Here is a 26,147-nt window from a genome sequence, read left to right as displayed (position 1 = left end):
CAAAGGGTATGCCGATCAGCACCGATCTCGCACCATTGACGTTGATGGGTCGAGTAAGACTTCAGGAGGGACAGGCCATGGCAGACGGGCAGCACCTGGGCAGCCACGCCGGACGCGCTTCATCGTGGCTCGCGGTCACCGTCATGCTGCTGGGATTCACCGTGGGCGGCGTCGCCATCACACTCGCCAACTGGATGCTCGTCTGGGTGGGCGTGGGGATCTTCGTCGTGGGCGGGATCCTCGCCCTCGTGTTCGACATCTTCTCCGACGTCGTCATCGACGCTCCACGCGCGGGCATGACCGCAGAGGACCATCGCTAGCAGCTCTCCGACGGCGGGCACCGGATCCATCCCGGTGCCCGCCGTCGGCGTTTCTGTCGGGGGCCGCCGCTAGCATGCGCGACATGCTTTGCCGTACGGATGACCTCAGATGACCGACCTGACCGCCGACGAGGCGCGCCGCGTCATCCTGCGCGCGCAGGGTTTCCTCGGGGCCGACGGCAGGCGGGGCGGGGTCGAGGGGATGCTGCGCAGGCTCGGGGCCGTGCAGCTCGACACGATCTCGGTGCTCGCCCGCTCCCACGAGCTGGTGGCGTACGCGCGGCTCGGCGCGGTCGGCAGGGCGCGGATCGAGAGCGCCTACTGGCACGAGCCCGCGCAGAGCTTCGAGTACTGGTGCCACGCGGCGTGCATCGTCCCGATCGAGCACTGGCCGCTCTACTCGTTCCGCCGCCGCGCCTACCGCGAGCGGAAGTACCGCTGGCACGACGTGCCGCCCGACTACGAGAAGCTCCTGCACCAGGTGCGCGACAGCGGCCCCGTGACCACCGCCGACATCGGCGGCGCCAAGAAGAGCGCCGAATGGTGGGACTGGTCCGACTCCAAGATCGCACTGGAGTGGCTGCTCGACATCGGCGAGCTCGTCTGCACACGCCGCATCGGCTGGCGCCGCGTCTACGACCTGGCCGAGCGCGCCATCCCGGCCGCCCTGCTAACCGAGGACATATCAGACGAAGAGGGCATCGTACGGCTGGCGCGGATCGCGGGCCGCTCGCTCGGCGTGGCCACCCGGGCGGACCTGGTCGACTTCCTCCGGCTGCGCGGCAAGCACGCCGCGATCCTGGACGAGGCCCTGCTGAGCGGCGCGGCCGGCCTGCTACCCGTCCACGTCACAGGCTGGCCCGTCGCCCGCGGAGGAAACGGCCCAGGCCGTACGGCGCTGCCCGCCGACACCGGGAGCCGTGTTTCTGAGGGCGAGGCCGATGTGGTCGGAGGCGGTGTCCAGGCGATTCGCGTAGGTCGGTCCGGGAGTGGGAAGGTGCCGAACGCGTGGGCCGATCCTGAGGCGCTGGCGTCAGAGCCCAGGGGGCGGCATCGCACCACGCTGCTGTCTCCGTTCGACTCGCTCATCTGGGACCGCTCGCGCACAGCGCGGGTCTTCGACTTCAACCATCGGCTTGAGGCTTATGTCCCCAAGGGGAAGCGGGTGCACGGCTACTTCACGATGCCGGTGCTGGCGGGCGGGCGCCTGGTCGCACGGGTCGACCCGGCGCGCGAGGGCACCACGCTGGTGGCCCGGCACGTGGTGTTCGAGTCCGAACGGGTACGGCCGTCCGACATGGCCGCGGTGCGCGAGGCTCTCTGGTCGGCGGCGGAATGGGTGGGCTGCACCGACATCAAGGTGGAACGCGTCAGCCCCACCGCCCACAGCCGGCCACTCCTCACGGCCCTCCTGACGTGACCACCGGCCGCGCTGATGACGAAAGCACGCCCGAGCGGCCACCCGACCGAGCAGGCGTGGTAGCGCGCCGGTACGGCCATCCGACCCTTCACCCGAGGTGAGCGCGCCTGGGTGGCCGTCTGGCCGTGCGGACGAGGTGAATGCGGCGGCTGACGACTTTGGGCACATCGTGCACGAGGTCCCGGAGATGGTCCTGCGACCGTCCTCGTCCGGGGAGGTGGCCGATGCGGTGCGGCACGCGGCGGCACGGGGCCTGGACGTGCGTGCTCGGGGATGCGGCCACTCGACCTACGGCCAAGCGCAGGTGGCCGGCGGCGCCGTGGTGGACATGACGGCCCTGTCCCATATAGGCGAAACAACCCCATCCAGGCCTGGTGAAACGCCCCCACCCCGCAGTGGCGCCGCAGTCCCCCAGTGGGTGACCGTGGGAGCGGGGGCGCGGTGGAGTGATGTGCTCTCGGTGGTGCTCGATTGCGGGTTCACGCCGCCTGTCCTCACCGACTACCCTCACCCCGCCCGCGCCGACGCCACGTCGGCCTGCGATGCGTTCCGGCGAAGAAGTTCGCCATCGCCTGCGCGAAATCCTTCAACGCCTGCTGCTGCACGACGACCGACCCACCGCGCAGCCACCCGAACTCCGCCCGCGCCTCGGTGAGCTGACGGCACTGCTCAGCGAAACCCGGCCCGGACTTCAGGCCCGGACGCCAGTGCGCGTGCTGCTCAACGGCGAGATTCCACACGTATCGGGCGTGCCCGCAGTGCTCCAGCAGCGCCGTCTCCTGAGCAGGCTTCGGTTGAAGCCGGTAACGGGACACGCTGAGCAAACTACCGAACGTTACCGACAGAATCAGAACAACACAGCGACCCGAAGCGCCGCGCTTCCTCCCCGCCCTGAAGGACGGGGCATCCACGCTGTAGGTGCTAGGTGATCTCCAGCATGCGTTCGCGTACCGCGTAGACCACGGCCTCCATCCTGGAGTGCAGTTGCAGCTTGTCCAGGATGTTGCGTACGTGGTTCTTCACGGTGTTCTCGGAGATGAACAGCTGCTTGGCGATCTCGCGGTTGTTCATGCCCTTGGCGACCAGCCGCAGGACCTCCATCTCCCGCTCGGTCAGCCGGGGGACGGGCAGTTGCGGCGGCCGTTCGGCCTCCTTGCGGCTCATGTTGGCGAACTCGGTGATCAGCTTCGCCGCCATGGCGGGGTTGATGAGGGACTGGCCCTCATGCACCCCGCGCACGGCGTCGGGCACCTCGTCGAGTTGCACGTCCTTGAGCAGGTAGCCGGTGGCGCCGGCCTTGATGGCCTCGAAGAGGTCCTCCTCCTCGTCGCTCACCGTCAGCATGATGATCCGGGTGCTCGGCACGGATGCCTTGATGCCCCGGGTCGCCTCGATGCCGCCCTGCCTGGGCATGCGCACGTCCATCAGGACGACGTCCGGCAGGAGGCGGTCCGCCAGTTCCACCGCCTCCTGGCCGTCGCTCGCCTCTCCGACCACCTCGATGTCCGCCTCAGCGGCCAGCGTTAACGCCAGGCTGCGCCTGATCAGCTCGTGATCGTCCACGATCAACACGCGGATCGGCTCGCCTCGTCCTGACACGCGGGCCTCGCCGGACTGTGTCACGCGCCCTCCTCATCCGGCCGCGCGACCGCACCGCTGGCGCGCTCGCTCACGGCGTCGCGGCATGGAACCGCGACGCGTTCGCTTCGCTCGCTCACGTCTCCTCCTCGTGGGGGGCCAGAGCCGTTGAACCGCCATGATGCCAGGGTTTTGCGGTCCTGGGGTGGTCGAGAGGATCTTCGTCGGCGTATGTCAGGGCTCTACGAGCCGCAACACGCCGTAGTTGTAGCCGCGCCGGCTGTACACGACGCTCGGCTGGCCGCTCTCCTTGTCACGGAACAGGTAGAAGTCGTGACCGACCAGTTCCATCTCGAGGAGGGCCTGGTCGATGGTCATCGGCTCCGCGTTGTGGAACTTCTCTCTGACGATGAGCGGCCCTTCGCCGTCCATCTCGATGGGGACGATGTCGTCGTACTGCTTGTCGTCCGGCAGGCTCTCCTCGGACGCGGTCTCTTCGGAAACGATCGTGGCCTTCTCCGGCGTCACGTCGTAGACGTCGGCGAGCGTCGCGGTCAGCTCCGCCACGGACGGGGTGGAGTGGTTGCCATGGTGTACCTTGCGCCGGTCGGCGATGCGCCTGAGCCGGCCTTCCAGTTTGTCGAGGGCGAGATCGAGGGCGGCGAACCGGTCGTCGGCCGAGGCTTCCGCGCGCACGGCGGGCCCCCGTGAGTGGATGGTCAACTCCACGCGTTCGCGCTGGTCGGCGAGGCGCGGGTTGCGCTCCTTCGACACCTCCACATCCACTCGAATGAGCTTGTTGTCCAGACGTTCGATCCTGGCCAGCTTGGTCGTCACGTGGTCGCGGAACCGGTCACTCACTCCTGTGTGCCGGCCCTTGACGATGATGTCCATGCAACAGCCCCCCTTCGTCTAACGACTGAGAAAGAGCGCCCAGCGACGGGCCCGCCGGGCGGGGTCTCTGCCTGCCTCTCTGTCACCGTTACCCTCTTGCGGCGCTTAGTCACCAGGAACTCCAATGGCACCCGCTCGGCCGACCTGGTCTTCGACCCCACATCCGCCTGCTGAGGGGTTCGCGGCTCTGTGCCACTACTGCCCTTCTCTTCTGGTCGAGGGACATCTGGACCCTCGGGAAGGCAGGACTTACCTCTAAGCCGCACCGTGATCGGTCGACAAAAAGTCGCCTTACGTGGACCGTTTTGCCTGCGGCTGGCATCGGCTAGCAGAACCGGGGACGCCGGTCCTGCGCAACCACGGACCCGAACGGGTGCCATGTCAGAACGCTATCCGTATCCCGCGTGAATGTCAGCCGAGCGATCGGCCAGTGGATCACTGTGGGTGATTTTCCGAAGGGTGACAACAGTCATAGCATGCCCGTTTTGGGTGCACTACACCCCTTATGTGCACGCCGCTTCAGCGCGCTGAGCTGGCCGGTCCGTCCAGCCTGGATAGACAGGTGTGGCCACAGGGTGAGACAGGACTCTTGGGGCGTTCTTTACCCTCCGTGACGAAACGACTTTCAAGATCTTCGGCGTGTCGCGGTGACGGTCGCCGCGAGCCGTACCGAGGCTCCCGCCGCGCGCAGCGCCCTGGCCGCCTCCGCGAGCGTCGCGCCCGTGGTGACGACGTCGTCCACGATGACCACAGGCGGCCCTGTGCGGCCATTCAGAGCGGATTTGCCCGCGCGCGTGAGTCCAAGGGAGGCGTGGAGGTTGGCGGCCCGCTCCGTCGAGCTCAGGCCCGCCTGATCGCCGACCTTGCGCACCTGGGTCAGGGCCCTGCACAGGACGGCGGGGCGGCCGAGCGCCCTGAGGTGGCGGGTGGCGAGCGCGGCCAGCCTGCCGACCGGATCATGGCCGCGAGCCCTGAGCGTCCCGCGCGCGCTGGGCACGGGCACTACCAGAACCGGGCCCTCGCGGCCGAGCGCGCGCGTCATGGTGAAGGCCAGCGCCAAGGCCAGCGGCCCCGCCAGCGAGGTACGGCCCTGCTCCTTGTAGGCCAGGACCGCCCGGCGCGCTGCCCCGCTGTAGTCACCCGCCGACCAGCACTCCGGCAGGCCGGCGGGAGCGGGGACGGGCATCCGGAGAGCGGGGCGGGAGGTCAGCTCCGCCGTACAGGAGGGGCAGAGGGGCGGGCCAGGGGTCTGGCAGCCCGCGCAGCGCTGGGGCAGGAACACGTCGAGCACGCGGCCCATCGAACAGGACCGCACCGACAGTCGATCTAGCCCAGCGAGAAGGCGGGCCACCTGCCGCCCTCGGCCTTGGTCTCCCACTCCCGCTTGGTGCCGTCGAACTCCAGCACCTCGGCCTCCTCGTCGTCCGCGGTGCCCGCCAGCATCCGCTCGCCGAGCGCGGTGATGGAGGTGATGCGCTTGTCGGAGGTCACCGGCGTCACCTTGCCGTCGCCGATGCTGACCTCCATCACGGTCGCCCCGGCCTTGCTGCCGACCAGGACGAGCAGGTGCGCGGCATCGCGCCAGGCCAGGTCCAGGACGCGCTCCTGCTTCTTCTCCACGGTCGTCAGCAGCGTCTGGAAGTGGTCGAGCCGCTGCGTGGCGCCCGTGCCGACGATCGCGCCGACCTGCACCGACATGCCGTCGTCGTGCCGGACGACCGCGGCCACCCGGACGCCGTCCCTGGCGACCTCGAACCGGTCCACCCAGGTCGACTCCAGGTCGGCGGCCTTGATCGGGGTCTGCGGGACCGGGTCGTCCTTGTCGTACCTGATGACCTGGGAGGCGTTGGGGGCGGTGCGGTCGACGACCCACAGGGAGCCGTCCATGTTCCAGGTGGGGCTGGTCAGGTCGGTGCCCTTGATCCATTCCTTCCAGGGGGCGTCGCTGCCCACCTGACTGCCCCAGATGCCGTTCTCGCCGGCCTTCACCGCGAGGAACCGGCCGCCCGCCGAGAGCGCGGGGTCGGTGTAGGTGTCGTTCTTCTTCTGGCCGGCGGTGCCGGCGACCGTGGCGCCGGTGCCCGCCTTGTTCATCATGTGCACCCGGCCGTCGGCGACGTAGTAGACCGTCTCGTCGGGGGCGGGCACCCAGTTGTCGAACTCCTTGGGTGAGATCTGCAGGGTGCCCGAGTCGTAGAACGGCTCGCCGTTGAGCTTGACCTCGATGGTCCTGCCCTTGGCCACGTCCCGTAGCGACCACTGGAGCTGGGCGGCGAGCGCGCTGTCGGCGGGGCGGTCGCTGAAGTCGCCGGCGAGGTTGATCACCACGACGTCTTCGAGCGGCTTGATCGACTCCACTCTGGTACCGGTGGGGAAGGCCGTGTTCACCGCGCCCTTCAGGGCGGTGGACGGGCCGCCGAGGAGCCGTTCGACGATGGTCTCGGCGAAGGTCCTGTGCGGGTCGATGCGCAGCCGTACCGGGTCGACGACCAGGCTGCCGACGCCGTCGGTGTCGGCCGTGCCGTTGAGGAAGTACAGGTTGACCGGGCGGTAGGCGCGGCGCACGTCGGCCGCGGTGAGCACCAGCCCGTTGTCGAGGCGCGACACCAGGTAGCCGCCGTCAGCCCCCTTGACCAGGTCGAACGACCTGATCGTCTTCTTCCTGGCGGGGACGTAGCGGCCGTCGTCGTCGATGACGGCGATCTCGGTGCCCTCCAGGACGACCGTGGCGGTCTTGCCGTCGCCCTTGGACGGCGAGACGAAGCGGACGCCGTCCTCCAGCACGGTCACCGGCCCGCCGGGCTTCCAGGTCCGCTGCGCCTCCGGCGTGAGGTACCGGCGCAGGATCTCCCGCCGGGGATCGTCGAAGCTGGCCATCGCGGCCTGCAACCCCTTGGCCACCTGTTCGGGCGTCCAGCTCGCCTGCGGCTCGATCGCCACCATCCGCTGGAACGGCACGCTCAGCGGATCACCCTCGCCCACCTCCAGCAGCGAGGCCGGGGACCCGCCCGTCGAGATCACCGCGCACCCCGAACCCGTACAGGCCAGCGTGACGACCGCCGCGAACGCCGCCGCGCCCGCCCACCTACTCCGCATACAGCGCCCCCTCACCGGTCGCCGGCGAGAGCACGGGCGTGATGTGCCCGCGCCAGGTGCGCCGCATCTCCACCTCGGGCGGGACCAGCGGCAGCGGCGACCCGCGCAGCTCGGCGCCCGCCTCCCTGGGCAGCGAGAGCCTGAACTGCGACCCGTCGCCGGGCGAGCCCCACGCCTGCAGCCAGCCGCCGTGCAGCATCGCGTCCTCACGCGAGATCGCCAGGCCCAGCCCCGTACCGCCGATCGTGCGCGCCCGGGACGGGTCGGCCCGCCAGAACCGGTCGAAGACCATGTGCTCCTCGCCGGGCTTCAACCCCACCCCGTAGTCCCGTACGGCGACCGCCACCGCGTCCCTGTCGGCCCCCACCGAGACCACGATCTCCCTGCCCTCACCGTGCTCGATCGCGTTGAACAGCAGGTTGCGCAGGATCCGCTCCACCCGGCGGCTGTCGATCTCGGCCATGCAGGGCTCGTTCGGCAGCCGCAGCTCCAGCCGGGTGCCGTGCCGCTCGGCGAGCGCCTCGGAGTCGGCCACCGCGCGCAGCACCACGTCCCGAAGGTCGGTCGGGTCCAGGTCGAGGGTGGCGGCGCCGGCGTCGTAGCGGCTGATCTCCAGCAGGTCGGCCAGCATCGACTCGAACCGCTCCAACTGGGCCTGCATGAGCTCGGCCGAGCGGCAGGCCATCGGGTCGAAGTCCTCGCGGCTGTCGTACAGCAGGTCGGCGGCCATCCGCACGGTGGTCAGCGGGGTGCGCAGCTCGTGCGAGACGTCGGAGACGAACTGCCGCTGCACCTGCGACAGCTCCTCCAACTGGTGGATCTTGAGTGCGAGGTTGGCGGCCATCTCGTTGAAGGAGGTGGCCAGGCGGGCCAGGTCGTCCTCGCCGCGTACCTTCAGGCGTTCGTCGAGGCGGCCCGCGGCCAGGCGTTCGGCGGCCTGGCGGGCGAGCCGTACCGGGATGACGACCTGGCGGGTGACCAGGAAGGCGATCGCGACCAGGAGCAGTACGAGGCCGAGGCCCACGACGAGCAGCACCTGCCTGACCCGGGAGAGCATCTCCTCCTCGGCGCTCAGCGGGAAGAAGTGGTAGATCTGGTAGCCACCCTCGACCGCGACACCGGTGACCAGCGTGAGCTGGGGTTTGGTCTCACCGATGAAGGTCACGTTCTCCCGGTACGCCTCCGGCTTGGTGTTGTACTCCTGCCGTTTCATGTCCCGCTCGACGTCACGGCGGAGCGGGGCCGGGATGCTCGCCGTGCCCGCCTTGCCGGTGGCCCGCGACTCGCCCGGCTCGGTGGGGTTCAGCACCAGCACGTCATAGCGCGCCTCGACGCCGCCGTCCTCGGTGCCGCCGAGCGCGTTCATCGCCTCGTCGAGCGGGCCCTCGCGGACGTCCTTCGCCGGGTCCGCGGACTTGACCTGCTCGCCGTCCTGCCGCTGGAGGGCGTCCACGATCTGCACCCGGTCGGCGATCGCGTCGTTGACCGCCGCGCGTACCCGCTCGTTCACGACCGACTGGTTGATCTGGTCGGTGAGGAAGGCGCCGAGCACCGCCACCACGGTCACCGAGATGACCAGGGTGCTGGTGACCACCTGGAGCTGGAGCGAGCGGCGCCAGGTCCTGCGCACCTGCCCGGCCGCACGCCGAGCCCGTCGGCGGAGCCCGCCGAGAAGCTGGCGGAGCGTCCGGCGGCGGGGCTTCTTGGGCGCGGACGGGGGCATGGGCGGCGGCTGCTAGGCCGGGCCGGCCTTGTAGCCCACGCCGCGGACCGTCACCACGATCTCGGGGTGCTCGGGGTCCTTCTCGATCTTGGCGCGGAGCCGCTGGACGTGCACGTTGACCAGCCGCGTGTCGGCGGCGTGCCGGTAGCCCCAGACCTGCTCCAGGAGCACCTCGCGGGTGAACACCTGGCGCGGCTTACGGGCCAGCGCGACGAGCAGGTCGAACTCGAGCGGGGTGAGGTTGATGGTCTCCTCGCCGCGCTTCACCGAGTGCCCGGCCACGTCGATCGTGATGTCGCCGATCTGCAGGATCTCGGGCGTCGGCTCATCGGTACGGCGCAGCCGCGCGCGCACCCTGGCGACGAGCTCCTTCGGCTTGAACGGCTTGACGATGTAGTCGTCGGCGCCCGACTCGAGCCCGAGGACGACGTCGATCGTGTCGCTCTTGGCGGTGAGCATCACGATGGGGACGCCCGACTCGGCCCTGATCCGCCGGGCGACGTCGATGCCGTCGGCGCCGGGCAGCATCAGGTCGAGCAGGACCAGATCCGGGCGAGTGTCCCGGAACGCGTCCAGGGCCTTGTCACCGTCGGAGACAAAGGATGGTTCAAAGCCTTCCCCGCGCAACACGATGCCCAGCATCTCGGCGAGAGCGGCGTCGTCGTCGACGACCAGCACGCGACCTTTCATGGCCCCTCATTCGTTCTACGCATTGTGGGACATTACCCGCACGATCGCTGAAGGTTACCCTTGCCCCCCTCATGGGTGGGACATGGCGCAACGATCAGAACATCGAAAGCCGAATTTTAGACTCGTCGCCTCGACCGCAAAGTCAGTCTGCGGTAAGTGACGCCCTTTCGGCCATCCCTGAGACCGCACCACCCCAATGAGTCGCCCACCATGCCAGGATTGGGATATGTCAGAAGGTCACGGCCCCATCCCTGAGACGCCAGAGACGCCGCCCGGCTGGGCTGCCGAACAACCCCCTCCCTATGGCGCCCAGGGCCCCTCCCCGTGGACCGCCCCCGGCTCCGAGGCCCCCGGACAACAGCCGCCGCCACCCCCCGCCTACGGTCCACCGCCCCAGCAACAGCAGCACCATCCCGGCCCCGGGTACGGCTACGCGCCGCCTCCCGCGCTGCGGCCGGGCATCATCCCGCTGCGCCCGCTCGGTCTCGGCGACATCTTCGACGGCACGATCAAGCTGATCAGGTCCAACCCGAGGGTCATGCTCGGGCTGTCGGCCGTCGTCGCGGCGTGCGCGGCCGTACCGGTGGCGATCGGGCAGGCGGTGCTGCTGCGCGACATGGGCAGCCTGATCGCCAACCCGGGGACCACCGAGGCCGACATCGACCGGATGGGCGGCGGCTTCCTCGGCCAGTACGGCGGGTCGATCATCTCGGTCTTCATCGGGCTGGTGGCGGTCACCGTGCTCACCGGAATGATCATGCGCGTCCTCGGGCGCGCGGTCTTCGGCGGGAAGATCACCGCGGGTGAGGCGTGGCAGCTCGTCAAGGGCCGGATGGGCGCGCTGTTCGGCGTCGCGGGGCTGACCCTGGCCCTGCTGCTGGCGCCGCTGGTGTTGATCATCCCGGTCTTCCTCCTGATGTCCGGGGTGGTGGCCGGCCAGGGCGCGGGAGGCGCGGCGATCGGCATCGGCATGGTCCTGCTGGTCTTCGTCCTCTACATCGCCTACGTCCTGTTCATCAACAGCCGCTTCTCCTTCGCCTCGGCCGCCGCGGTCCTGGAGGGACTCGGCCCGGTGGCCGCGATGCGGCGCTCCTGGGACCTGGTGACCGGCGACTTCTGGCGGGTGCTCGGCATCCTGCTGCTCACCTCGGTCCTGGCGAACATGATCAGCTCGCTCCTGCTGATCCCCTTCATGATCATCGGCTTCGTGGTGGCCATCGTGGGCGGCGGCTCGCTCGCCGCCGCCGTCATCAGCGCGGTGCTGATGGCGATCGGCAGCACGATCGGCGCGATGATCGCCTACCCGATCCAGTCGGGCGTGGCGGGCCTGCTCTACACCGACCGCAGGATGCGCAGCGAGGCGTTCGACCTGGTCCTGCAGACCGCGGCCATCGAGCAGCAGCGGCAGGGGTGGGTGCACGCCTCGGCCGACGAGCTCTGGCACCCGTCGAACGCCTCCAGGCCGTGACCCCTATAGGCAGGGACGAGGCCCGGCGCGAGGCCGACGACGAACTGCTCAGCCCGGAGTACGCCGACGAATCACTGCTCGACTGGATCTACCGGATCTTCCAGCAGTTCCTCGGCGACCTGTTCGACTTCGAGACCTCCGGCGACGGCTCGGTCGGCGGCATCCTGGCGGCGATCCTGATCGTGCTGCTCCTGGCCGGTCTCGTCCTCGTGGTGGTGTGGCAGTTGCGCAGGACCTCCCGCTCGGCCGCGCAGGCCAGGGGCGCGCTGTTCGGCGACCGGGCGATGAGCGCCGCCGAACATCGCGAGGAGGCCCGGCGGGCGGCCGGGGAGGGCCGCTGGAGCGAGGCGATCAGGGAACGGCTCCGGGCGATCGCACGTGACCTGGAGGAAAGGGCGCTGGTCGACGCGCTGCCCGGCCGTACCGCCGACGAGCTCGCCGCCGAGGCGGGGGTGGCGATGCCCGCCTTCGCGGGCGAGCTGGCGCACGCGGCGCGGGTGTTCGACGACGTCACCTACGGCGACGTGCCCGGCACCCCCGAGGCCTACGAGACGCTCAGCGAGCTCGACGAACGCGTGCGCGTGGCCAGGCCCGTGCTGCTGCGGGGAGGGCGGGCGTGAGCGTCTCCACCTCCCCCACCGCGGCGTCCATGTGGCGGCGCAACCGCGTGGCCGTGCTCGTGGGGCTGCTGATCGTGGCCACCGCCGTCTTCGGCGTCGTGCTCGGCGGCGCGGGCGGCCCCGGACGCCCCCTCGACCCCGCCGACGCGTCCCTGCGCGGCTCGAAGGCGCTGGCCGAGCTGCTGCGCGAGCGCGGCGTCACCGTGGAGCGGGTGACCTCCGTCGAGGCCGCCGCCGCGAGCGCCGGTGCCGACCGGCTCCTCGTGCTCACCTCCGAGGTCCCGCTGGGCGAGGAAGCGGCCGACCGGCTGGCCCTCACCGAGGCCGACCGACTCGTCGTCGGCCCGCAGAGCGAGCTGTCCACGCTCGCGCCCGGCGTGAGCGCCGAGCCCGGCGAACTGCGCACCCGCTCCCGCGAACCCGGCTGCGACCTGCCCGCCGCCCGCGCGGCCGGCAGCGCCTACCTGGGCCAGACCGCCTACAACGCGCCGACCGAGGCCGCCTCCTGCTACTTCGCCGCCGGCCGGCCGACCCTGGTCAGCTACGGCGGCGACGCCCAGCGGATCACCGTCGTGGGCAGCGGCGAGTTCATGACGAACCTGCGCCTGGACGAGGACGGCAACGCCGCGCTCGCGCTGAACCTGATGAGCGGCAAGCGCGCGATCACCTGGCTGGTGCCCGCACCGCCGGACGCGCAGGGCCAGGTCGCGGGCTCGGGCGGCAGGACGCTCGGCGAGCTCGTCCCGCCCGGTGTCCCCTGGGCGCTGCTGATGGCGTTCATCGCCCTCGTGGTGGTGGCGCTGTGGCGGGCCAGGCGGCTCGGGCCGGTGGTGACCGAGCGGCTGCCCGTGGTCGTCAGGGCCGCCGAGACCGTCGAGGGCAGGGGGCGCCTCTACCGCGCCCGGCGGGCTCGCGACCGGGCGGCGGGGGCGTTGCGAACGGGCACGCTCGAACGGCTGACACCGCGTCTCGGGCTCGGCTCGGGGGCGGCGGGGCAGGCTGTGGTGGCGGCGATAGCCGTACGAACTGGACAGGATGCCGGGCAGGTGTGGGCCGCGCTGTACGGCCCGCCGCCGGTCGACGACGCCGGGCTGGTGGCCCTGGCCGGATACTTGCGATACCTGGAAGGGCAGGTCATTGAACACTGACGAGACGACACGCGTGGCCGGGCGGGGCGACGCGGCGCGTGAGGCGCTCGGCGCGCTGCGGGCCGAGGTGTCCAAGGCCGTGGTCGGCCAGGACGCCGTGGTGACCGGGCTGGTCATCGCGCTGCTCTGCCGGGGGCACGTGCTGCTCGAAGGCGTGCCGGGCGTCGCCAAGACCCTGATGGTCCGCACGCTGTCGGCCGCGCTGGCGCTGGACTTCAAGCGGGTGCAGTTCACGCCCGACCTGATGCCGGGCGATGTGACCGGGTCCATGATCTACGACGCGAGGACCGCCGAGTTCGAGTTCCGGCAGGGGCCCGTCTTCACCAACCTGATGCTCGCCGACGAGATCAACAGGACGCCGCCCAAGACGCAGGCCGCCCTGCTGGAGGCGATGGAGGAGCGGCAGGTCAGCGTGGACGGCGACGCGCGCCCGCTGCCCGACCCGTTCATCGTGTGCGCCACCCAGAACCCGGTGGAGTACGAGGGCACCTACCAGCTCCCCGAGGCCCAGCTCGACCGGTTCCTGCTCAAGCTGACCGTGCCGCTGCCGCCGCGCGAGCAGGAGGTCGCGGTCCTCGAACGGCACGCGCGCGGCTTCGACCCGCGCGACCTGTCGGAGATCAAGCCGGTCGCCACCGCCGAGGACCTGGCCTCGGGCCGCGCCGCCGTCGCCCAGGTGCACGTGGCGCCCGAAGTGCTCGGCTACATCGTCGACGTGTGCCGGGCCACCCGCCAGTCCCCGTCCCTGCAGCTCGGCGTCTCGCCGCGAGGCGCGACCGCGCTGCTGGCCGCCGCGCGGGCGTGGGCCTGGCTGTCCGGCCGCACCTATGTCACGCCCGACGACGTCAAGGCGCTCGCCAGGCCCGCTCTGCGGCACCGCGTCCAGCTCAGGCCCGAGGCGGAGCTGGAGGGCGCGACCTCCGACGGCCTGCTCGACGGCATCCTGGCCTCGGTCCAGGTCCCGCGCTGATGGCCCTCACCGGACGCGCCGGACTGGTCGCGGCGCTCGGCGTCGTGGTCGTGCTGCTCGCCCCGCAGCCCGGACTCGCGGTGGCCGGGGTGTGCCTGCTGCTGGCCGCCGCGATCGCGCTCGACCTGTTCCTGGCCGGGGCCGTCCGGCCGCTCACGTTCCAGCGTTCCGGCGACCGGCTGGTACGGCTCGGCCAGGCGGCCACCATCGAGCTCGTGGTCGAGAACCCCGGGTCCCGGCGGGTGCGCGGGGTGCTGCGGGACGCCTGGGCGCCGTCGGCCGGGGCCACTCCCCGGGAGCAGCCCGTGGACGTGCCCGCCGGTGAGCGGCGCAGGCTCGTGATGACGCTCAGCCCCAGCCGGAGGGGCGATCGCGAGTCCGTGGGGGTGACCGTGCGGTCCGTGGGTCCGCTCGGGCTGGCCGCCCGGCAGGGGGGCCACAGCGTGCCGTGGACGCTGCGGGTGCTGCCGCCGTTCCTGTCGCGCAAGCATCTGCCGTCCCGGCTGGCGCGGCTGCGGGAGCTGGAGGGGCGACATCCGGCGCTGGTGCGCGGCCAGGGCACCGAGTTCGACTCGCTGCGGGAGTACGTGGTCGGGGACGACGTGCGGTCCATCGACTGGCGGGCCACCGCGCGGCGCCATGACGTCGTGGTGCGCACCTGGCGGCCCGAGCGGGACCGCCGGGTGCTGATCGTGCTCGACACCGGGCGTACCTCCGCCGGGCGGGTGGGGGCCGCCTCCGGTTCCGCCGCGATGCCCGAGTGGCCGCGGCTCGACTGGTCGATGGACGCCGCCCTGCTGCTCGCCGCCCTGGCCGCTCGGGCCGGTGACCGGGTGGACTTCCTCGCCTACGACCGCGCCGTACGGGCCTGGGTGGCCGGCGCCTCGCGGACCGAGCTGCTGTCGGCGCTGGTCAACGTCATGGCGCCGATCGAGGCCGAGCTCATCGAGGCCGACTCGTCCGGGATGGTCGCCGCCGTGCTCTCCCGCGCCAAACGGCGCTGCCTGGTCGTGCTGCTCACCGACCTGAACTCCTCCGCCCTGGAGGAAGGACTCATGCCGGTGCTGCCGCAGCTTTCGGCGCGGCACCTGGTGCTGGTCGCGGGCGTGACCGATCCGCTGGTGGAGGCCATGGCGGCGGCTCGGGACACGACGGAGCAGGTGTACGACGCGGCGTCGGCCGAGCAGACGCGGGCCGATCGGAAGCGGATCACCGCCAGGCTGCGACGGCACGGGGTGGAAGTGGTGGACGCGCCTCCCGAGGACCTCGCCCCCGCCTTGGCGGACGCCTACCTCGCCCTGAAGGCCGCGGGCCGCCTCTAACCCTTGGCGTCAGGCGCTCGGGGCCGTGTCGGGGGCTCGTTCGAGGTCGCCGGTCTCCTGGGCGCGCAGGGCACGGCGGCCGAAGAAGATCACATAGGCCAGGAAGGCCGCCTCGGCGACCACGCCGATGCCGACCCGCGCCCACGTGGGCAGGCCGGACGGGGTGACCAGGGCCTCGATGAGCCCGGACACGAACAGCACCACCACCAGCCCGAGTGCCACGCTCATCACGGCCCTGCCCTGCTCGGCCAGCACGTCCAGCCGCCTGCGCGGACCCGGATCGATGACCGTCCAGCCGAGCCGCATGCCGACGGCGGCGGCCAGGAAGATCGCGGTCAGCTCCAGCAGGCCGTGCGGGGTGATCAGGCCGAAGAAGACGTCAAGCTTGTCGCGCGAGGCCATCAGCCCGGCGGAGACGGCGACATTGGCGGCGTTCTGGAAGAGCACCCACGGGATCGGCAAACCCAGGAAAATGGCATAAATGATCACTTGCATGGCGACCCAGGCATTGTTGATCCATACCCGGCTCGCGAACGACGCCGCCGGATTCTCGGAGTAGTAGTCCGCGAAATCGTGCTCGACGAGTTGCCTGATCTCCTCGGGGGAGGCGATGGTCGCCTGTACGTCGGGATTGCCCGCCACCCAGGCGCCGATGACCCACGACACCGCCAGGAAGGCGAGCGTCGTCCCCAGCCACCACCAACGCGCCCGGTAGGCCACCACGGGGAAGGCGACGGTGAAGAACCTGACGAACTCCCGCCAGGCGGGCGCGTGCGCCCCCGTCACCGCGGACCTCGCCTTCGCCACCAGCGCCGACAGCCTGCCCACGAGCATCGCGTCGGTGGACCCCGAACGGACGATGGACAGGTGGGTCGCCACCCGCTGGTAGAGATCGACCAGTTCGTCGATCTCGGCACCGTTCAGCGAGTTCCGGTGCTTGACCAGATACTCCAATCGATCCCACGAGTGACGGTGTACGGCGACAAAGGCGTCTATGTCCACGCCCGCCATTCTCGCAGCCGCCCAAACCACCCCCGCCCCTCGCGGACCGCGCCCCGTCTCGGCGTTGACTAAGCTCCACTTATGTCCGAGGTGGTAACGGGCGACGCCGTCGTCGTCGAGGTACGGGTGGCCCAGCCACTGATCCGCGCGGTGGCACTGCTCATCGACGTCGTCGTCCAACTACTGCTCATGATGGGGACGACCTGGCTGGTCCTCTGGGTCGCCTTCGTCTCGGACCCCGCCCTGATCGCCGCGATGGCGATCCTGGCCAACGTCCTCGTGATCGTCGGCTATCCGGTGCTCTCCGAAACCCTCAGCAGGGGCCGCAGCCTGGGCAAGCTCGCCCTCGGCCTGCGCGTGGTCAGCGACGACGGCGGCCCCGAACGCTTCAGGCAGGCGCTGTTCCGGGGTCTGGCCGGGCTGGTGGAGTTCTGGATGCTGTTCGGCGCGCCCGCGCTGATCGCCTCACTGGGGTCACAGCACGGCAAGCGACTGGGCGACATGTTCGCCGGCACCATCGTGATCTCCGAACGACCGCCACGGGACCGCTCCCAGCCCATCATGATGCCCCCCGCACTGGCGGGCTGGGCTACCGGCCTGGAACTCTCCCAGCTACCGGCCGAGGTAACCACCACGGCCAGGCAGTACCTCTCCCGCTGGCACGACCTGTCCCCCCAGACGCAGTACGAGATGGGCGTACGCATCTCCACTCAGGTCGCCGCATACGTGACCCCGCCTCCGCCTCCCGGGGTTCCCCCGCACGCCTACCTGAGCGCGGTCCTAGCCGAACGCCGCAGACGCGACGAGGCCCGCCTGGCCCACCAGAACCCCGCCCCCACCGGCGGGAACGGCCCCTGGGGGCAGCCTCAGGCCGCGCCGTGGAGTCATCCGCGGCCGGACGCGCCTGGTTATCCACAAGCCGATCCCGCGGTGCCCGGTTATCCACAGGGTGGGCCGTACCCGCCACCGCCGCCGTCCGGCCCGCCGTACTCTCAGCCGGATGAACCGCAGATCACTCCCGGCGGGTTCGCGCCGCCGGCCTGATCGCTCAGGCCGGCGGCGCGGCCGCCGATCAGAACGGCAGCTGGGTCTGCGTGTTGAGCCTGCTCAGACGCACGCTCGACGCGGGGTCGGTGCGCTTGTCGGAGATCTTCAGGACGTCCAGGCCCTTCTGGATGTCACTGCTGTAGATGTGGCCGTTGTAGTAGTAGGCCGACCAGGAGCCGCCGATGTTGCGCGGCTTGAGGGCGCCACGGTCGAAGTAGCCGATCTCCTGGGGAGCGGCCGAGTCGGTGAAGTCCCAGACCGAGACACCGCCCTGGTACCACCCCTGGACCATGATGTCCTTGCCCTTGACGGGGATCAGCGAGCCGTTGTGCGCGACGCAGTTCTCCGAGTCGTCCTGGTGGCGCTTGATCTTGTAGTACGCCTTGTGCACCAGCTCGCTACCCTCGATGTCGAAGATGGCGTCCGCGCCGCGCTGGGCCCCGACCCTCGCGTTGCAGGTGGCCGCCCCACCGCCGCCGAGCTCGTCGGTGAAGACGACCTTGGTTCCGGCGTTGTTGAAGGTCGCCGAGTGCCAGAAGGCGAAGTTCTCGTCCGTGACCGTGGTGGTCACCTTGGGGTGCTCGCGGTCGGAGATGTCCATCAGCACGCCGTCGCCCATGCAGGCGCCCGCGGCGAGGTCCTTCGACGGGAAGACGGTGATGTCGTGGCAGCCGCTCGTCGGGACCAGCAGACCCGGCTGGGTCTCATTGCCGCCTTCGGGGAAGAGCACGGGCCGGGAGACGACCTTCGCCGCGGTGGGCTTGTTCAGCGGCACCTTGACGATCGAGATCCGGTCGTGCGGCGGCTTGCACTCGGGGAACATCGCCGCCGGGCCGTACGACGACACGTAGACATAGACGGCCTTGCCCTTCTTGTCGGGCACCAGCGTGTGCGTGTGCGAACCGCAGGCGGTCTCCACCGCCTTGACGTACTTCGGCTTCGCCTTGTCCTTGATGTCGAAGATCCGGATGCCCTCCCACGACTTCTTGCTCGTCGGGTTGCCGGGCTCGCTCTTACAGGAGCTGCTGTCACGCTGCTCGTCCACCGACAGCACCAGCAGGTCACCGTAGACGGAGACGTCGTTCTGCGCTCCCACGCAGGTCACCTGGCTGACCAGGGCGGGCTTGGCGGGGTTCTTGATGTTGTAGATCGAGAACCCGTTGTAGTTGCCCTGGTAGACGTAGTCCCCCTCGAAGGCCAGGTCGGAGTTGTAGGCGTCACCGTTGGCGAAGGGGCCCGTCTTGGGCGCGTTCGCGAGATGGGTGATGTTCTTGCTGGTGACTATCTTGTCGGCGGACTCCGCCTGAGCCGGCATCGCGGCGGCCACCAGGGCCAGGGCCGCTCCCGCCAGCGCAAGCACGCGGCCAAGTCGGGACGCCACAGAGGACCTCCTGTTGAGGGCGAAAGATCAGAGCGGACCCCACTATGTCAGCAGATATCCCACTCCGTCCTCCCGAATACCGACCCGATACCCATCCCAACCTCAACCACACCACGCCATCCCAGAACCCCCAAAACGCCACCCTCCAACCGAACACGCCCATTCCGAGCGGCGCTCCAGCCGAGCATCCTCGACGCCCCAGGAGACCCATTCCAGGGAGATCCGATTCGAGCACGCCCGAGAGTTCGAGCCAAGAGAAGGTCCGAGGGCCGGGTTCGGACGTCTACGAGCATCTCGCCCCCTTTGATGCCAGGTGTTCGCGCATCCCTGGAAAAGCCGCACGGTACGGCGGAGCGTGGGCTCTGCCGTACCGTGCGGGGTTGTCAAGGCAGGTCGGGGGGTGGAGTGGGCCTAAGGGACGGGCCCGCTCGGTGACCTGCTGACGATGGGGAATCAGTCGTCGTCGTGGTCGTGGTGGCCGCCCCGGTCGCGGTAGGACTCCTGGGTCTGGACGTTCAGGTGGTCCATCCGGACGCCGCGGGCGCTGTTCGTCAGGCGGTCGTTGATCTTGATGACGTCGAGGCCCTTGTGGAAGTCGGCCGCGTAGACGTACCCGTTGTAGTAGTACGCCGACCAGATGCCGCCGCCGCCGGGGATGCTCTCGGGGCCGCGCTCGAAGTAGCCGAACTCGCGCGGGTTGGCCGAGTCGGTGAAGTCGATGAACGAGACGCCGCCCTGGTACCAGGCCTGGACCATGATGTCCTTGCCCTTGACCGGGATCAGCGAGCCGTTGTGCGCGACGCAGTTCTCGTTGTCGGCCTGGTGCCTCGGGATCTTGAAGTAGCTCTTGAAGACGAGCTGGCCGCGCTTGACGTCGTAGTAGGCGTTGGCGCCACGGTTCGGGCCGATGACGGCGTTGCAGGTGGGCGCGCCGCCGCCGCCGAGCTCGTCGGTGAAGATGACCTTCTTGGCGTTGTTGCTGAAGGTCGCCGAGTGCCAGAAGGCGAAGTTCGGGTCGGTGACCCGCGCGGTGACCTTCGGGGCGAGCCGGTCGGAGATGTCGAAGAGCACGCCGTCACCCATGCACGCGCCGGCCGCGATGTCCTTCTCGGCGTAGGCGGTGATGTCGTGGCAGCCGCTCGTCGGCAGCAGCAGGCCGGGCTGGGTCTCGTTGCCGCCGTCGGGGAAGACGACGGGCGTCGCCGCGACGGCCGCCTCGGTGGGGCTGCGCAGCGGCACCTTGATGATGGAGATCTTGTCGTGCGGCGGCGCGCAGTCGGGGAAGTTCGCCGACGGCGAGTACGACGACACGTACACGTAGACGTTCTTGGACCTGTCCCGGCCCTTGCCCGGCACGACCGTCAGGGTGTGCGAGCCACAGTTGGTCTCAACCGACTTGATGTACTGCGGGTTGGACTTGTCGCGGATGTCGAAGATCCTGACGCCCTCCCACGAGTCCTTGTTCGTGGCAGTCTGTCCGGTGCTGCTGCACGAGTCGTTGTTGCGCGAGGAGTCGACCGCGGCGAAGAGCAGGTCACCGTAGACGGAGACGTCCATCTGGGCACCGGGGCAGACGACCGAGCTGACGACCTTCGCCTGCTTCGGGTTCCTGATGTCATAGATCGAGAACCCGCCATAGTTGCCGACATAGGCGTAGTGGCCCTGGAAGGCGATGTCGGTGTTGATCGTGGCGGCGATCGGGGCAGGCTTGGGCACGGTCGTCACGTGCGAGACGTTCGGGCTGGTGACGATGGTGTCGTTCGGCGGGATGTCCGCGGCGAGCACCGGCGTGGATGTGAGCAGGAGCGCGGCAGCGGCTCCCACGAAAACAAGAGCTCTGCGGGGGGATAACACTCGACGAACCTCCTTGATCACATATGTCGCCATAAAGCCGACATAAGTGAGAAAATCTTCGACGCTGGAAACCCCCTCAACTAGGGGTCATGTTGTCAAGAAATATCGCCATATGACACCTTGAGCTGTAACGGTCCAAGGCTGTAACATTCCCGCCTTCGGCCCTTCTCGCACGCCCACGGGCACCCGGCGAAGCGGCGACCCTCTGGCGCAACCCATTCGAATGCCCATAAAGTGCGACTTTCAGGGCCGAAAACGTCAGGAGGTCGGGTGCGCGTCGCGCTCATCGTCGTCGCAGGTGTCCTCGCCCTTACCGTGGCCGCGTGCACGGACAGCCCCGCGCCCGCCCCCAGGGCGGACTCCACCGCGCCGGTGCTCGCCCCGGGCCGCCCCGGTGAGGCGGCCAAGACGCTCAGCCCCTCCGAGGCCGCCGTCGCGGTGCCGACGCAGACCGCGAACGCCGCCGACGTGACCTACGTCAAGGACATGATCGTCCACCACCGGCAGGCACTCGACATGGCGGTCCTGGCCCCCACCCGAGCGGAATCCGCCCAGGTCAAGGGCATCGCCTCACGGATCAAGGACGCCCAGGGGCCGGAGATCCAGTTCATGACCGACTGGCTCACCGAGCAGGGCCAGAGCGCGCCCGAGCATCACGCCGCGCACCAGGGCATGGCGGGGATGGCGACGCCCGAGCAGATGGAGCGGCTCAAGGCGGCCTCGGGCAAGGACTTCGACCGGATGTTCCTGACCCTGATGATCGCCCACCACCAGGGCGCGATCCAGATGTCGGAGACGGTGCTGAGGGACGGCGCGCACATGCGGATCGAGGAACTGGCCGCGGACGTCAGCGTCACCCAGATGGCCGAGATCCGCCGCATGCAGGCGATGATGCCCGCCTAGGAACCCACCCGCCAGGAGTGCAGGTAGTCCTCCTGCTCGGGGGTCAGGGCGTCGATGCCGACACCCGCCGCGGCCAGTTTGAGCCTGGCCACCTCCACGTCGATCTCCGGCGGCACGTCGTACACCCCGGGCGCCAGCCCCGCCCGCTCCCGCGCCAGCCAGGCCACCGCCAGCGCCTGCGCGGAGAACGACATGTCCATCACCGCGGCCGGATGCCCCTCGGCCGCGGTCAGGTTGACCAGGCGGCCCTCGGCGAGCAGGAGCAGGCGGCGGCCGTCGGCCAGGACGTACTCATCGGTGTTCGGGCGGACGGAGGCGTGCGTCTCGACGGCCAGCTCGCCCAGCGCCCGCACATCGATCTCCACGTCGAAATGTCCGGCGTTGGCGAGGATCGCGCCGTCCTTCATGGTGGCCAGGTGCTCGCCCGTGATGACGTCGCGGTTGCCGGTGACGGTGATGAACACGTCCCCGTCCGGCGCGGCCAGCTCCATGGGGCGCACCTCGTAGCCGTGCAGCATCGCGTCGAGCGCCTTGACCGGGTCGATCTCGGTGACGATCACCCGCGCGCCCAGCCCCTTGGCCCGCTCGGCCACACCGCGCCCGCAGTAGCCGAACCCGGCGACCACGATGGTACGCCCGGCCAGCATGGTGTTGGTGGCCCGCATGATGCCGTCGAACGTCGACTGGCCCGTGCCGTACCGGTTGTCGAACATGCGCTTGGTTCGGGTGTCGTTGACCGCGACCATGGGGAAGCGCAGCGCGTTCTCGGCCGCCATCTGCCGCAGCCGGATGATCCCGGTGGTGGTCTCCTCACAACCGCCGCTGACACCGTCGAGCAGGTCGACGCGCTCGGTGTGCAGGATGTTGACCAGGTCGCACCCGTCGTCGAGCACCAGGTCGGGCCCGAGATCGAGCGCCTGGTGGATGTGCCGGTAGTAGGTGGCCCGGTCGACGCCCGCCCGCGCGTGCACCGCGATGCCGTAGGTCTCCAGAGCCGCGGCGACGTCGTCCTGCGTGGACAGCGGGTTGGACGCGGCCAGCGCGATCTCGGCGCCCCCGGCCCGCAGCGCGCCCATCAGCACGGCGGTCTCGGCGGTGACATGCAGGCACGCGGCGATCTTCAACCCGTCCAGCGGACGCTGCTCGGCGAACCGCGCGCCGATCGCCGCCAGCACGGGCATCGCCCGCCCGGCCCACGCAATCCGCCGCTCCCCCACCCTCTGACCTCATCTCTTGTACGGCTGCCGCCACCCTGCACTCGATCCCGATGTGACGGCGGCCCGCCCCCGCGCCGGAGTGGCGTCGGCGGACGGGCCCCGGCCCCGCGCCCACCGGAGAGGGCAGGGGCGCCAGCCGTACAGAAGGGGTGACTCAGTAGCGGTAGTGGTCGGGCTTGTACGGGCCCTCGATGTCCACGCCGATGTACTCGGCCTGGGCCTTCGTGAGGGTGGTGAGCTTGACGCCCAGGGCGTCGAGGTGCAGGCGGGCGACCTTCTCGTCGAGGTGCTTGGGCAGCACGTACACGCCGATCGGGTACTCCGCCGTCTTCGTGAAGAGTTCGATCTGCGCGATCACCTGGTTGGTGAAGGAGTTCGACATCACGAACGACGGGTGGCCGGTGGCGCAGCCCAGGTTCATCAGGCGGCCCTCGGCGAGCACCAGGATGGAGTGACCGTCAGGGAAGATCCACTCGTCGACCTGCGGCTTGATGTTGTTCTTGACGATGCCGGGGATGCGGCCCAGGCCGGCCATGTCGATCTCGTTGTCGAAGTGGCCGATGTTGGACACGATCGCCTGGTGCTTCATCTTCGCCATGTGGTCGGCGGTGATGATGTCGAAGTTGCCGGTCGTGGTCACGAAGATGTCCGCGATGCCGACGACCTCGTCCAGCGTGGTCACCTGGAAGCCGTCCATGGCGGCCTGCAGCGCGCAGATCGGGTCGATCTCGGTGACGATGACGCGGGCGCCCTGGCCGCGCAGCGCGTCGGCGCAGCCCTTGCCGACGTCGCCGTAGCCGCAGATGACCGCGACCTTGCCGCCGATGAGCACGTCGGTGGCGCGGTTGAGGCCGTCGATGACGGAGTGGCGGCAGCCGTACTTGTTGTCGAACTTCGACTTGGTGACCGAGTCGTTGACGTTGATCGCCGGGAAGAGCAGCGTGCCGGCCTTGAACATCTCGTACAGGCGGTGCACGCCCGTCGTGGTCTCCTCGGTGACGCCCTTGATCTGGTCGGCGACCTTGGTCCACTTCTGCTCGGGGCCGACGGTACGGCGCAGCAGGTCGAGGATGATGCCCCACTCCTCGGGGTCGTCCTCACCGGCGGACGGCACGGCGCCGGCCTGCTCGTACTCCTTGCCCTTGTGGACCAGGAGGGTGGCGTCGCCGCCGTCGTCGAGGATCATGTTGGGGCCCTCGCCGCCCGGCCAGGTGAGCGCCTGCTCGGTGCACCACCAGTACTCCTCCAGCGTCTCGCCCTTCCAGGCGAAGACCGGCACGCCCTGCGGGTTGTCGACGGTGCCCTCGGGGCCGACGGCGACGGCCGCGGCGGCGTGGTCCTGGGTGGAGAAGATGTTGCAGCTGACCCAGCGGACCTCGGCGCCGAGGGCGACGAGCGTCTCGATGAGGACGGCGGTCTGGATGGTCATGTGCAGCGAGCCCATGATCTTCGCGCCGCGAAGGGGCTGGGTGGCCGCGTACTCCTTACGGACCGCCATCAGGCCGGGCATCTCGTGCTCGGCGAGCCGGATCTCCTTGCGGCCGAAGTCGGCAAGTGAAAGGTCGGCGACCTTGAAGTCCATCTGTTTCCCCTCGCAAAACGAAGTTGTCGCCGTCGAGTTTAGGCCGCTGTCACGGCCTGACGCACACCCAGGACGGTGAAATTGACGCAAGAATGTCAGGATGCGCATTACTGAGGCCGCCAGGCGGCTGGGCATGTCCCCGCGAATGCTCCGATACCGCGAGGCTCTCGGCCTGCTGCCGCCCGTCCGGGACCACGGCGCGCATCGCCGGTTCGGCGCCGAGGAGCTGGCGGCGGTGGCGCAGGGGGTGGAGTTGGAGAAGCGGTTCGACATCTCGCCCGCCGAGCTGGCTTTCGCGCTGCGGGCGCTCAGCGAGCCCGCGGTGACGCAGGCAGTACGAGATCTGGGGTTGCGGATAGGTCGTATTCAGGCTCCGAGGCGGGCCCTTGACTTCGAGAAGGAGAAGGCGTTGCGGCTGCTGCAAACCAGGGCCGCCGATCGGCCGTCCAACAGGTCATGAAGGAAATCCTGCTCGCCGCGTCGCTGTTCCTCGCGCCGGCCGCTCCCGCGCACAACGTGAAGGTGTACTTCGTCGCACCCCCGCCCAACGACGGCATCCCGGCCAAGGTCGTCCCGGTCTCCAGGAAGGCGCCGGACAGCGGGGTCGCGAAGTTCGCGCTCCAGCAGCTCATTCTCGGGCCGACCAAGGCGGAGCGGCGCAAGGGGCTCACGTCGGATCTCGGCCGGCGCATCCGCGGCAGGTCCGACTGCGGCGCCGACTTCCAGCTCAAGATCAAGAAGGGCGTGGCGAAGGTGCGCTTCTGCCGTACCGTCTGGGGAACGGGGGTCGGCGGCGACGCGACGGTCCTGCACCAGATCGAGACCACGCTCAGGCAGTTCCCGTCGGTCCGCAAGGTCATCTCGCTGGACAAGGACGGGCGCTGCCTGTTCGAGCAGACCAACTCGGGGAGGGTGTGCCTCGGCGGGCGGGAATGACGAGGCCGGGTACGCCTAGCCCGCGTTGGCGCTGGAGCGGTCGAGGTCAGGTTCGAGATAGATCACCCGGGCCATCGGTACGGCCTCGCGGATGCGCTGCTCGGCCTCGTCGATGCCCCTGGCGATCTCCGCCGCCGTGTCGTTGTGCTCCACCGCGATCTTGGCCGCGACCAGCAGTTCCTCGGGCCCGAGGTGCAGCGTGCGCATGTGGATGATCCGGTTCACCTCGGACGAGCTCTCCAGCGCGGCCGCGATCTGGGCCTCCACGTCGGGCGCCGCGCTCTCGCCCAGCAGCAGCGACTTCGTCTCGATCGCCAGGATGATCGAGATGATGGCGAGCAGCACACCGATCATCAGGGTGCCGATGGCGTCCCAGACCGGGTCCCCGGTGACCATCGACATGGACACGCCGAACAGCGCGAACACCAGGCCGAACAGCGCGCCGAGGTCCTCCAGCAGGATGACCGGCAGCTCGGGCGACTTGGAGTGGCGCACGAACGCCCACCACGACTGCGTCCCGCGGACCGCGTTCGACTCCTTGATCGCGGTACGGAAGGAGAACGACTCGGCGATGATCGCGAAGACCAGCACGCCGACCGCCCACCAGGGATCCCGCAGCCCCTCGTCGGAGCTCAGCTTGTGCCAGCCCTCGTACAGGGAGAACAGCGCGCCGATCGCGAACAGCACCACGGCCACCACGAACGCGTAGAAGTAGCGCTCGCGGCCATAGCCGAAGGGGTGCTTCTTGTCGCGCTCGCGCAGCGCCCGCTTGCCGCCGAGCAGCAGCAGGGCCTGGTTGCCCGAGTCCGCCACCGAGTGGATGCCCTCGGCGAGCATCGATGACGACCCGGTAACTGCGGCCGCGACGAATTTCGCCACCGCGATCGATAGGTTCGCCACCAAAGCCGCGACGATCGCCTTAGTTCCACCACCCGCGCTCACAGGCCGTCTCCACTCATAGAAATCAAAATCCCGA

General features: G+C 69.7%; 24 protein-coding genes and 1 pseudogene. 12 read left to right on the top strand and 13 right to left on the bottom strand.

What is annotated here, in order from left to right; genetic code table 11:
• Positions 1-77 precede the first annotated feature (77 nt).
• From ABZ911_RS02110 to ABZ911_RS02100, 3 genes and pseudogenes are all read left to right on the top strand, one after another.
• A complete protein-coding gene (locus ABZ911_RS02110) occupies positions 78-320 on the top strand; it encodes an HGxxPAAW family protein (protein WP_358050604.1) in 243 nt (80 codons plus the stop codon).
• A gap of 109 nt (positions 321-429) precedes the next feature.
• A complete protein-coding gene (locus ABZ911_RS02105; protein ID WP_358050601.1) occupies positions 430-1,740 on the top strand; it encodes a crosslink repair DNA glycosylase YcaQ family protein in 1,311 nt (436 codons plus the stop codon).
• 187 nt (positions 1,741-1,927) lie between these two features.
• Positions 1,928-2,215: pseudogene (locus ABZ911_RS02100) on the top strand (FAD-binding protein); the annotation flags it as partial.
• Between the two features lie 19 nt (positions 2,216-2,234).
• Here the strand turns inward: ABZ911_RS02100 and ABZ911_RS02095 are convergent.
• From ABZ911_RS02095 to mtrA, 7 genes are all read right to left on the bottom strand, one after another.
• Complete coding sequence (locus ABZ911_RS02095; protein WP_358050598.1) at positions 2,235-2,555, bottom strand: transposase; 321 nt, start codon at positions 2,553-2,555, stop codon at positions 2,235-2,237.
• Between the two features lie 106 nt (positions 2,556-2,661).
• A complete protein-coding gene (locus ABZ911_RS02090; protein WP_358050595.1) occupies positions 2,662-3,363 on the bottom strand; it encodes a response regulator transcription factor in 702 nt (233 codons plus the stop codon).
• 189 nt (positions 3,364-3,552) lie between these two features.
• A complete protein-coding gene (gene raiA, locus ABZ911_RS02085; protein WP_358050592.1) occupies positions 3,553-4,212 on the bottom strand; it encodes a ribosome-associated translation inhibitor RaiA in 660 nt (219 codons plus the stop codon).
• A gap of 625 nt (positions 4,213-4,837) precedes the next feature.
• Positions 4,838-5,503: a phosphoribosyltransferase family protein gene (locus ABZ911_RS02080; RefSeq protein ID WP_358050589.1), complete on the bottom strand. Its 666-nt coding sequence runs from the start codon at positions 5,501-5,503 to the stop codon at positions 4,838-4,840.
• A 35-nt stretch (positions 5,504-5,538) separates the two neighbouring features.
• Positions 5,539-7,308 carry an LpqB family beta-propeller domain-containing protein gene (locus ABZ911_RS02075; RefSeq protein ID WP_358050587.1) on the bottom strand — a complete coding sequence of 590 codons (1,770 nt, stop codon included), beginning with the start codon at positions 7,306-7,308 and terminating at the stop codon, positions 5,539-5,541.
• Positions 7,298-9,031, bottom strand: coding sequence for an MtrAB system histidine kinase MtrB (gene mtrB / locus ABZ911_RS02070; protein ID WP_358050585.1), 1,734 nt, complete (start codon positions 9,029-9,031; stop codon positions 7,298-7,300). The genes ABZ911_RS02075 and mtrB overlap by 11 nt, the downstream gene beginning before the upstream one ends.
• Before the next feature lie 12 nt (positions 9,032-9,043).
• A complete protein-coding gene (mtrA, locus tag ABZ911_RS02065; RefSeq protein ID WP_043620615.1) occupies positions 9,044-9,721 on the bottom strand; it encodes an MtrAB system response regulator MtrA in 678 nt (225 codons plus the stop codon).
• A gap of 226 nt (positions 9,722-9,947) precedes the next feature.
• On the opposite strand from mtrA, the gene ABZ911_RS02060 reads away from it, so the two are divergent.
• From ABZ911_RS02060 to ABZ911_RS02040, 5 genes are read left to right on the top strand one after another with little or no spacing between them, the layout of a single operon-like run.
• Positions 9,948-11,189: a hypothetical protein gene (locus ABZ911_RS02060; protein ID WP_358050583.1), complete on the top strand. Its 1,242-nt coding sequence runs from the start codon at positions 9,948-9,950 to the stop codon at positions 11,187-11,189.
• Positions 11,186-11,809 carry a DUF4129 domain-containing protein gene (locus tag ABZ911_RS02055; protein WP_358050581.1) on the top strand — a complete coding sequence of 208 codons (624 nt, stop codon included), beginning with the start codon at positions 11,186-11,188 and terminating at the stop codon, positions 11,807-11,809. The genes ABZ911_RS02060 and ABZ911_RS02055 overlap by 4 nt, the downstream gene beginning before the upstream one ends.
• Positions 11,806-12,957: a DUF4350 domain-containing protein gene (locus ABZ911_RS02050; protein ID WP_358050579.1), complete on the top strand. Its 1,152-nt coding sequence runs from the start codon at positions 11,806-11,808 to the stop codon at positions 12,955-12,957. Before ABZ911_RS02055 ends, ABZ911_RS02050 begins: the two co-directional genes overlap by 4 nt.
• Positions 12,947-13,927, top strand: coding sequence for a MoxR family ATPase (locus ABZ911_RS02045; RefSeq protein WP_358050577.1), 981 nt, complete (start codon positions 12,947-12,949; stop codon positions 13,925-13,927). The genes ABZ911_RS02050 and ABZ911_RS02045 overlap by 11 nt, the downstream gene beginning before the upstream one ends.
• A complete protein-coding gene (locus ABZ911_RS02040) occupies positions 13,927-15,249 on the top strand; it encodes a DUF58 domain-containing protein (protein WP_358050574.1) in 1,323 nt (440 codons plus the stop codon). The genes ABZ911_RS02045 and ABZ911_RS02040 overlap by 1 nt, the downstream gene beginning before the upstream one ends.
• A 9-nt stretch (positions 15,250-15,258) precedes the next feature.
• Here ABZ911_RS02040 and ABZ911_RS02035 read toward each other — a convergent pair whose 3' ends face one another.
• On the bottom strand, positions 15,259-16,251 hold the full coding sequence (locus tag ABZ911_RS02035) for a stage II sporulation protein M (protein WP_358050571.1): 993 nt from the start codon (positions 16,249-16,251) through the stop codon (positions 15,259-15,261).
• 81 nt (positions 16,252-16,332) lie between these two features.
• On the opposite strand from ABZ911_RS02035, the gene ABZ911_RS02030 reads away from it, so the two are divergent.
• On the top strand, positions 16,333-17,295 hold the full coding sequence (locus ABZ911_RS02030; RefSeq protein WP_358050568.1) for an RDD family protein: 963 nt from the start codon (positions 16,333-16,335) through the stop codon (positions 17,293-17,295).
• A 28-nt stretch (positions 17,296-17,323) separates the two neighbouring features.
• Here the strand turns inward: ABZ911_RS02030 and ABZ911_RS02025 are convergent, their stop codons facing one another.
• Both ABZ911_RS02025 and ABZ911_RS02020 read right to left on the bottom strand, forming a co-directional pair.
• Positions 17,324-18,613 (bottom strand): hypothetical protein, encoded by a 1,290-nt coding sequence (locus ABZ911_RS02025; RefSeq protein WP_358051432.1) that lies wholly within the window; start codon positions 18,611-18,613, stop codon positions 17,324-17,326.
• Positions 18,614-19,132: 519 nt separating this feature from the next.
• Complete coding sequence (locus ABZ911_RS02020; protein WP_358050565.1) at positions 19,133-20,533, bottom strand: hypothetical protein; 1,401 nt, start codon at positions 20,531-20,533, stop codon at positions 19,133-19,135.
• A gap of 270 nt (positions 20,534-20,803) precedes the next feature.
• Between ABZ911_RS02020 and ABZ911_RS02015 the strand changes: the two genes are divergently transcribed.
• Positions 20,804-21,436 (top strand): DUF305 domain-containing protein, encoded by a 633-nt coding sequence (locus tag ABZ911_RS02015; protein WP_358050562.1) that lies wholly within the window; start codon positions 20,804-20,806, stop codon positions 21,434-21,436.
• Here ABZ911_RS02015 and ABZ911_RS02010 read toward each other — a convergent pair.
• Positions 21,433-22,653, bottom strand: a complete 1,221-nt coding sequence (locus ABZ911_RS02010; protein ID WP_358050559.1) for an adenosylhomocysteinase — start codon at positions 22,651-22,653, stop codon at positions 21,433-21,435. The genes ABZ911_RS02015 and ABZ911_RS02010 overlap by 4 nt on opposite strands.
• 154 nt (positions 22,654-22,807) lie before the next feature.
• Positions 22,808-24,235 (bottom strand): adenosylhomocysteinase, encoded by a 1,428-nt coding sequence (gene ahcY / locus ABZ911_RS02005; RefSeq protein WP_358050556.1) that lies wholly within the window; start codon positions 24,233-24,235, stop codon positions 22,808-22,810.
• Between the two features lie 100 nt (positions 24,236-24,335).
• Between ahcY and ABZ911_RS02000 the strand changes: the two genes are divergently transcribed.
• Both ABZ911_RS02000 and ABZ911_RS01995 read left to right on the top strand, forming a co-directional pair.
• The gene (locus tag ABZ911_RS02000) at positions 24,336-24,695 is read left to right on the top strand and encodes a MerR family transcriptional regulator (protein ID WP_358050553.1); all 360 of its coding nucleotides are present in this window, start codon (positions 24,336-24,338) and stop codon (positions 24,693-24,695) included.
• Positions 24,692-25,171 carry a GerMN domain-containing protein gene (locus tag ABZ911_RS01995; protein ID WP_358050548.1) on the top strand — a complete coding sequence of 160 codons (480 nt, stop codon included), beginning with the start codon at positions 24,692-24,694 and terminating at the stop codon, positions 25,169-25,171. The genes ABZ911_RS02000 and ABZ911_RS01995 overlap by 4 nt, the downstream gene beginning before the upstream one ends.
• A gap of 15 nt (positions 25,172-25,186) precedes the next feature.
• Here ABZ911_RS01995 and ABZ911_RS01990 read toward each other — a convergent pair whose 3' ends face one another.
• Positions 25,187-26,113 carry a cation diffusion facilitator family transporter gene (locus tag ABZ911_RS01990; RefSeq protein WP_358050543.1) on the bottom strand — a complete coding sequence of 309 codons (927 nt, stop codon included), beginning with the start codon at positions 26,111-26,113 and terminating at the stop codon, positions 25,187-25,189.
• Positions 26,114-26,147: the final 34 nt, after the last annotated feature.

Origin of the sequence: Nonomuraea sp. NPDC046570 (assembly GCF_040645915.1) — a bacterium.
Taxonomy (GTDB): Bacteria; Actinomycetota; Actinomycetes; order Streptosporangiales; family Streptosporangiaceae; genus Nonomuraea.
The sequence above is the reverse complement of the archived record's forward strand: the minus strand, read 5'-3'. Positions and strand labels throughout refer to the sequence as shown.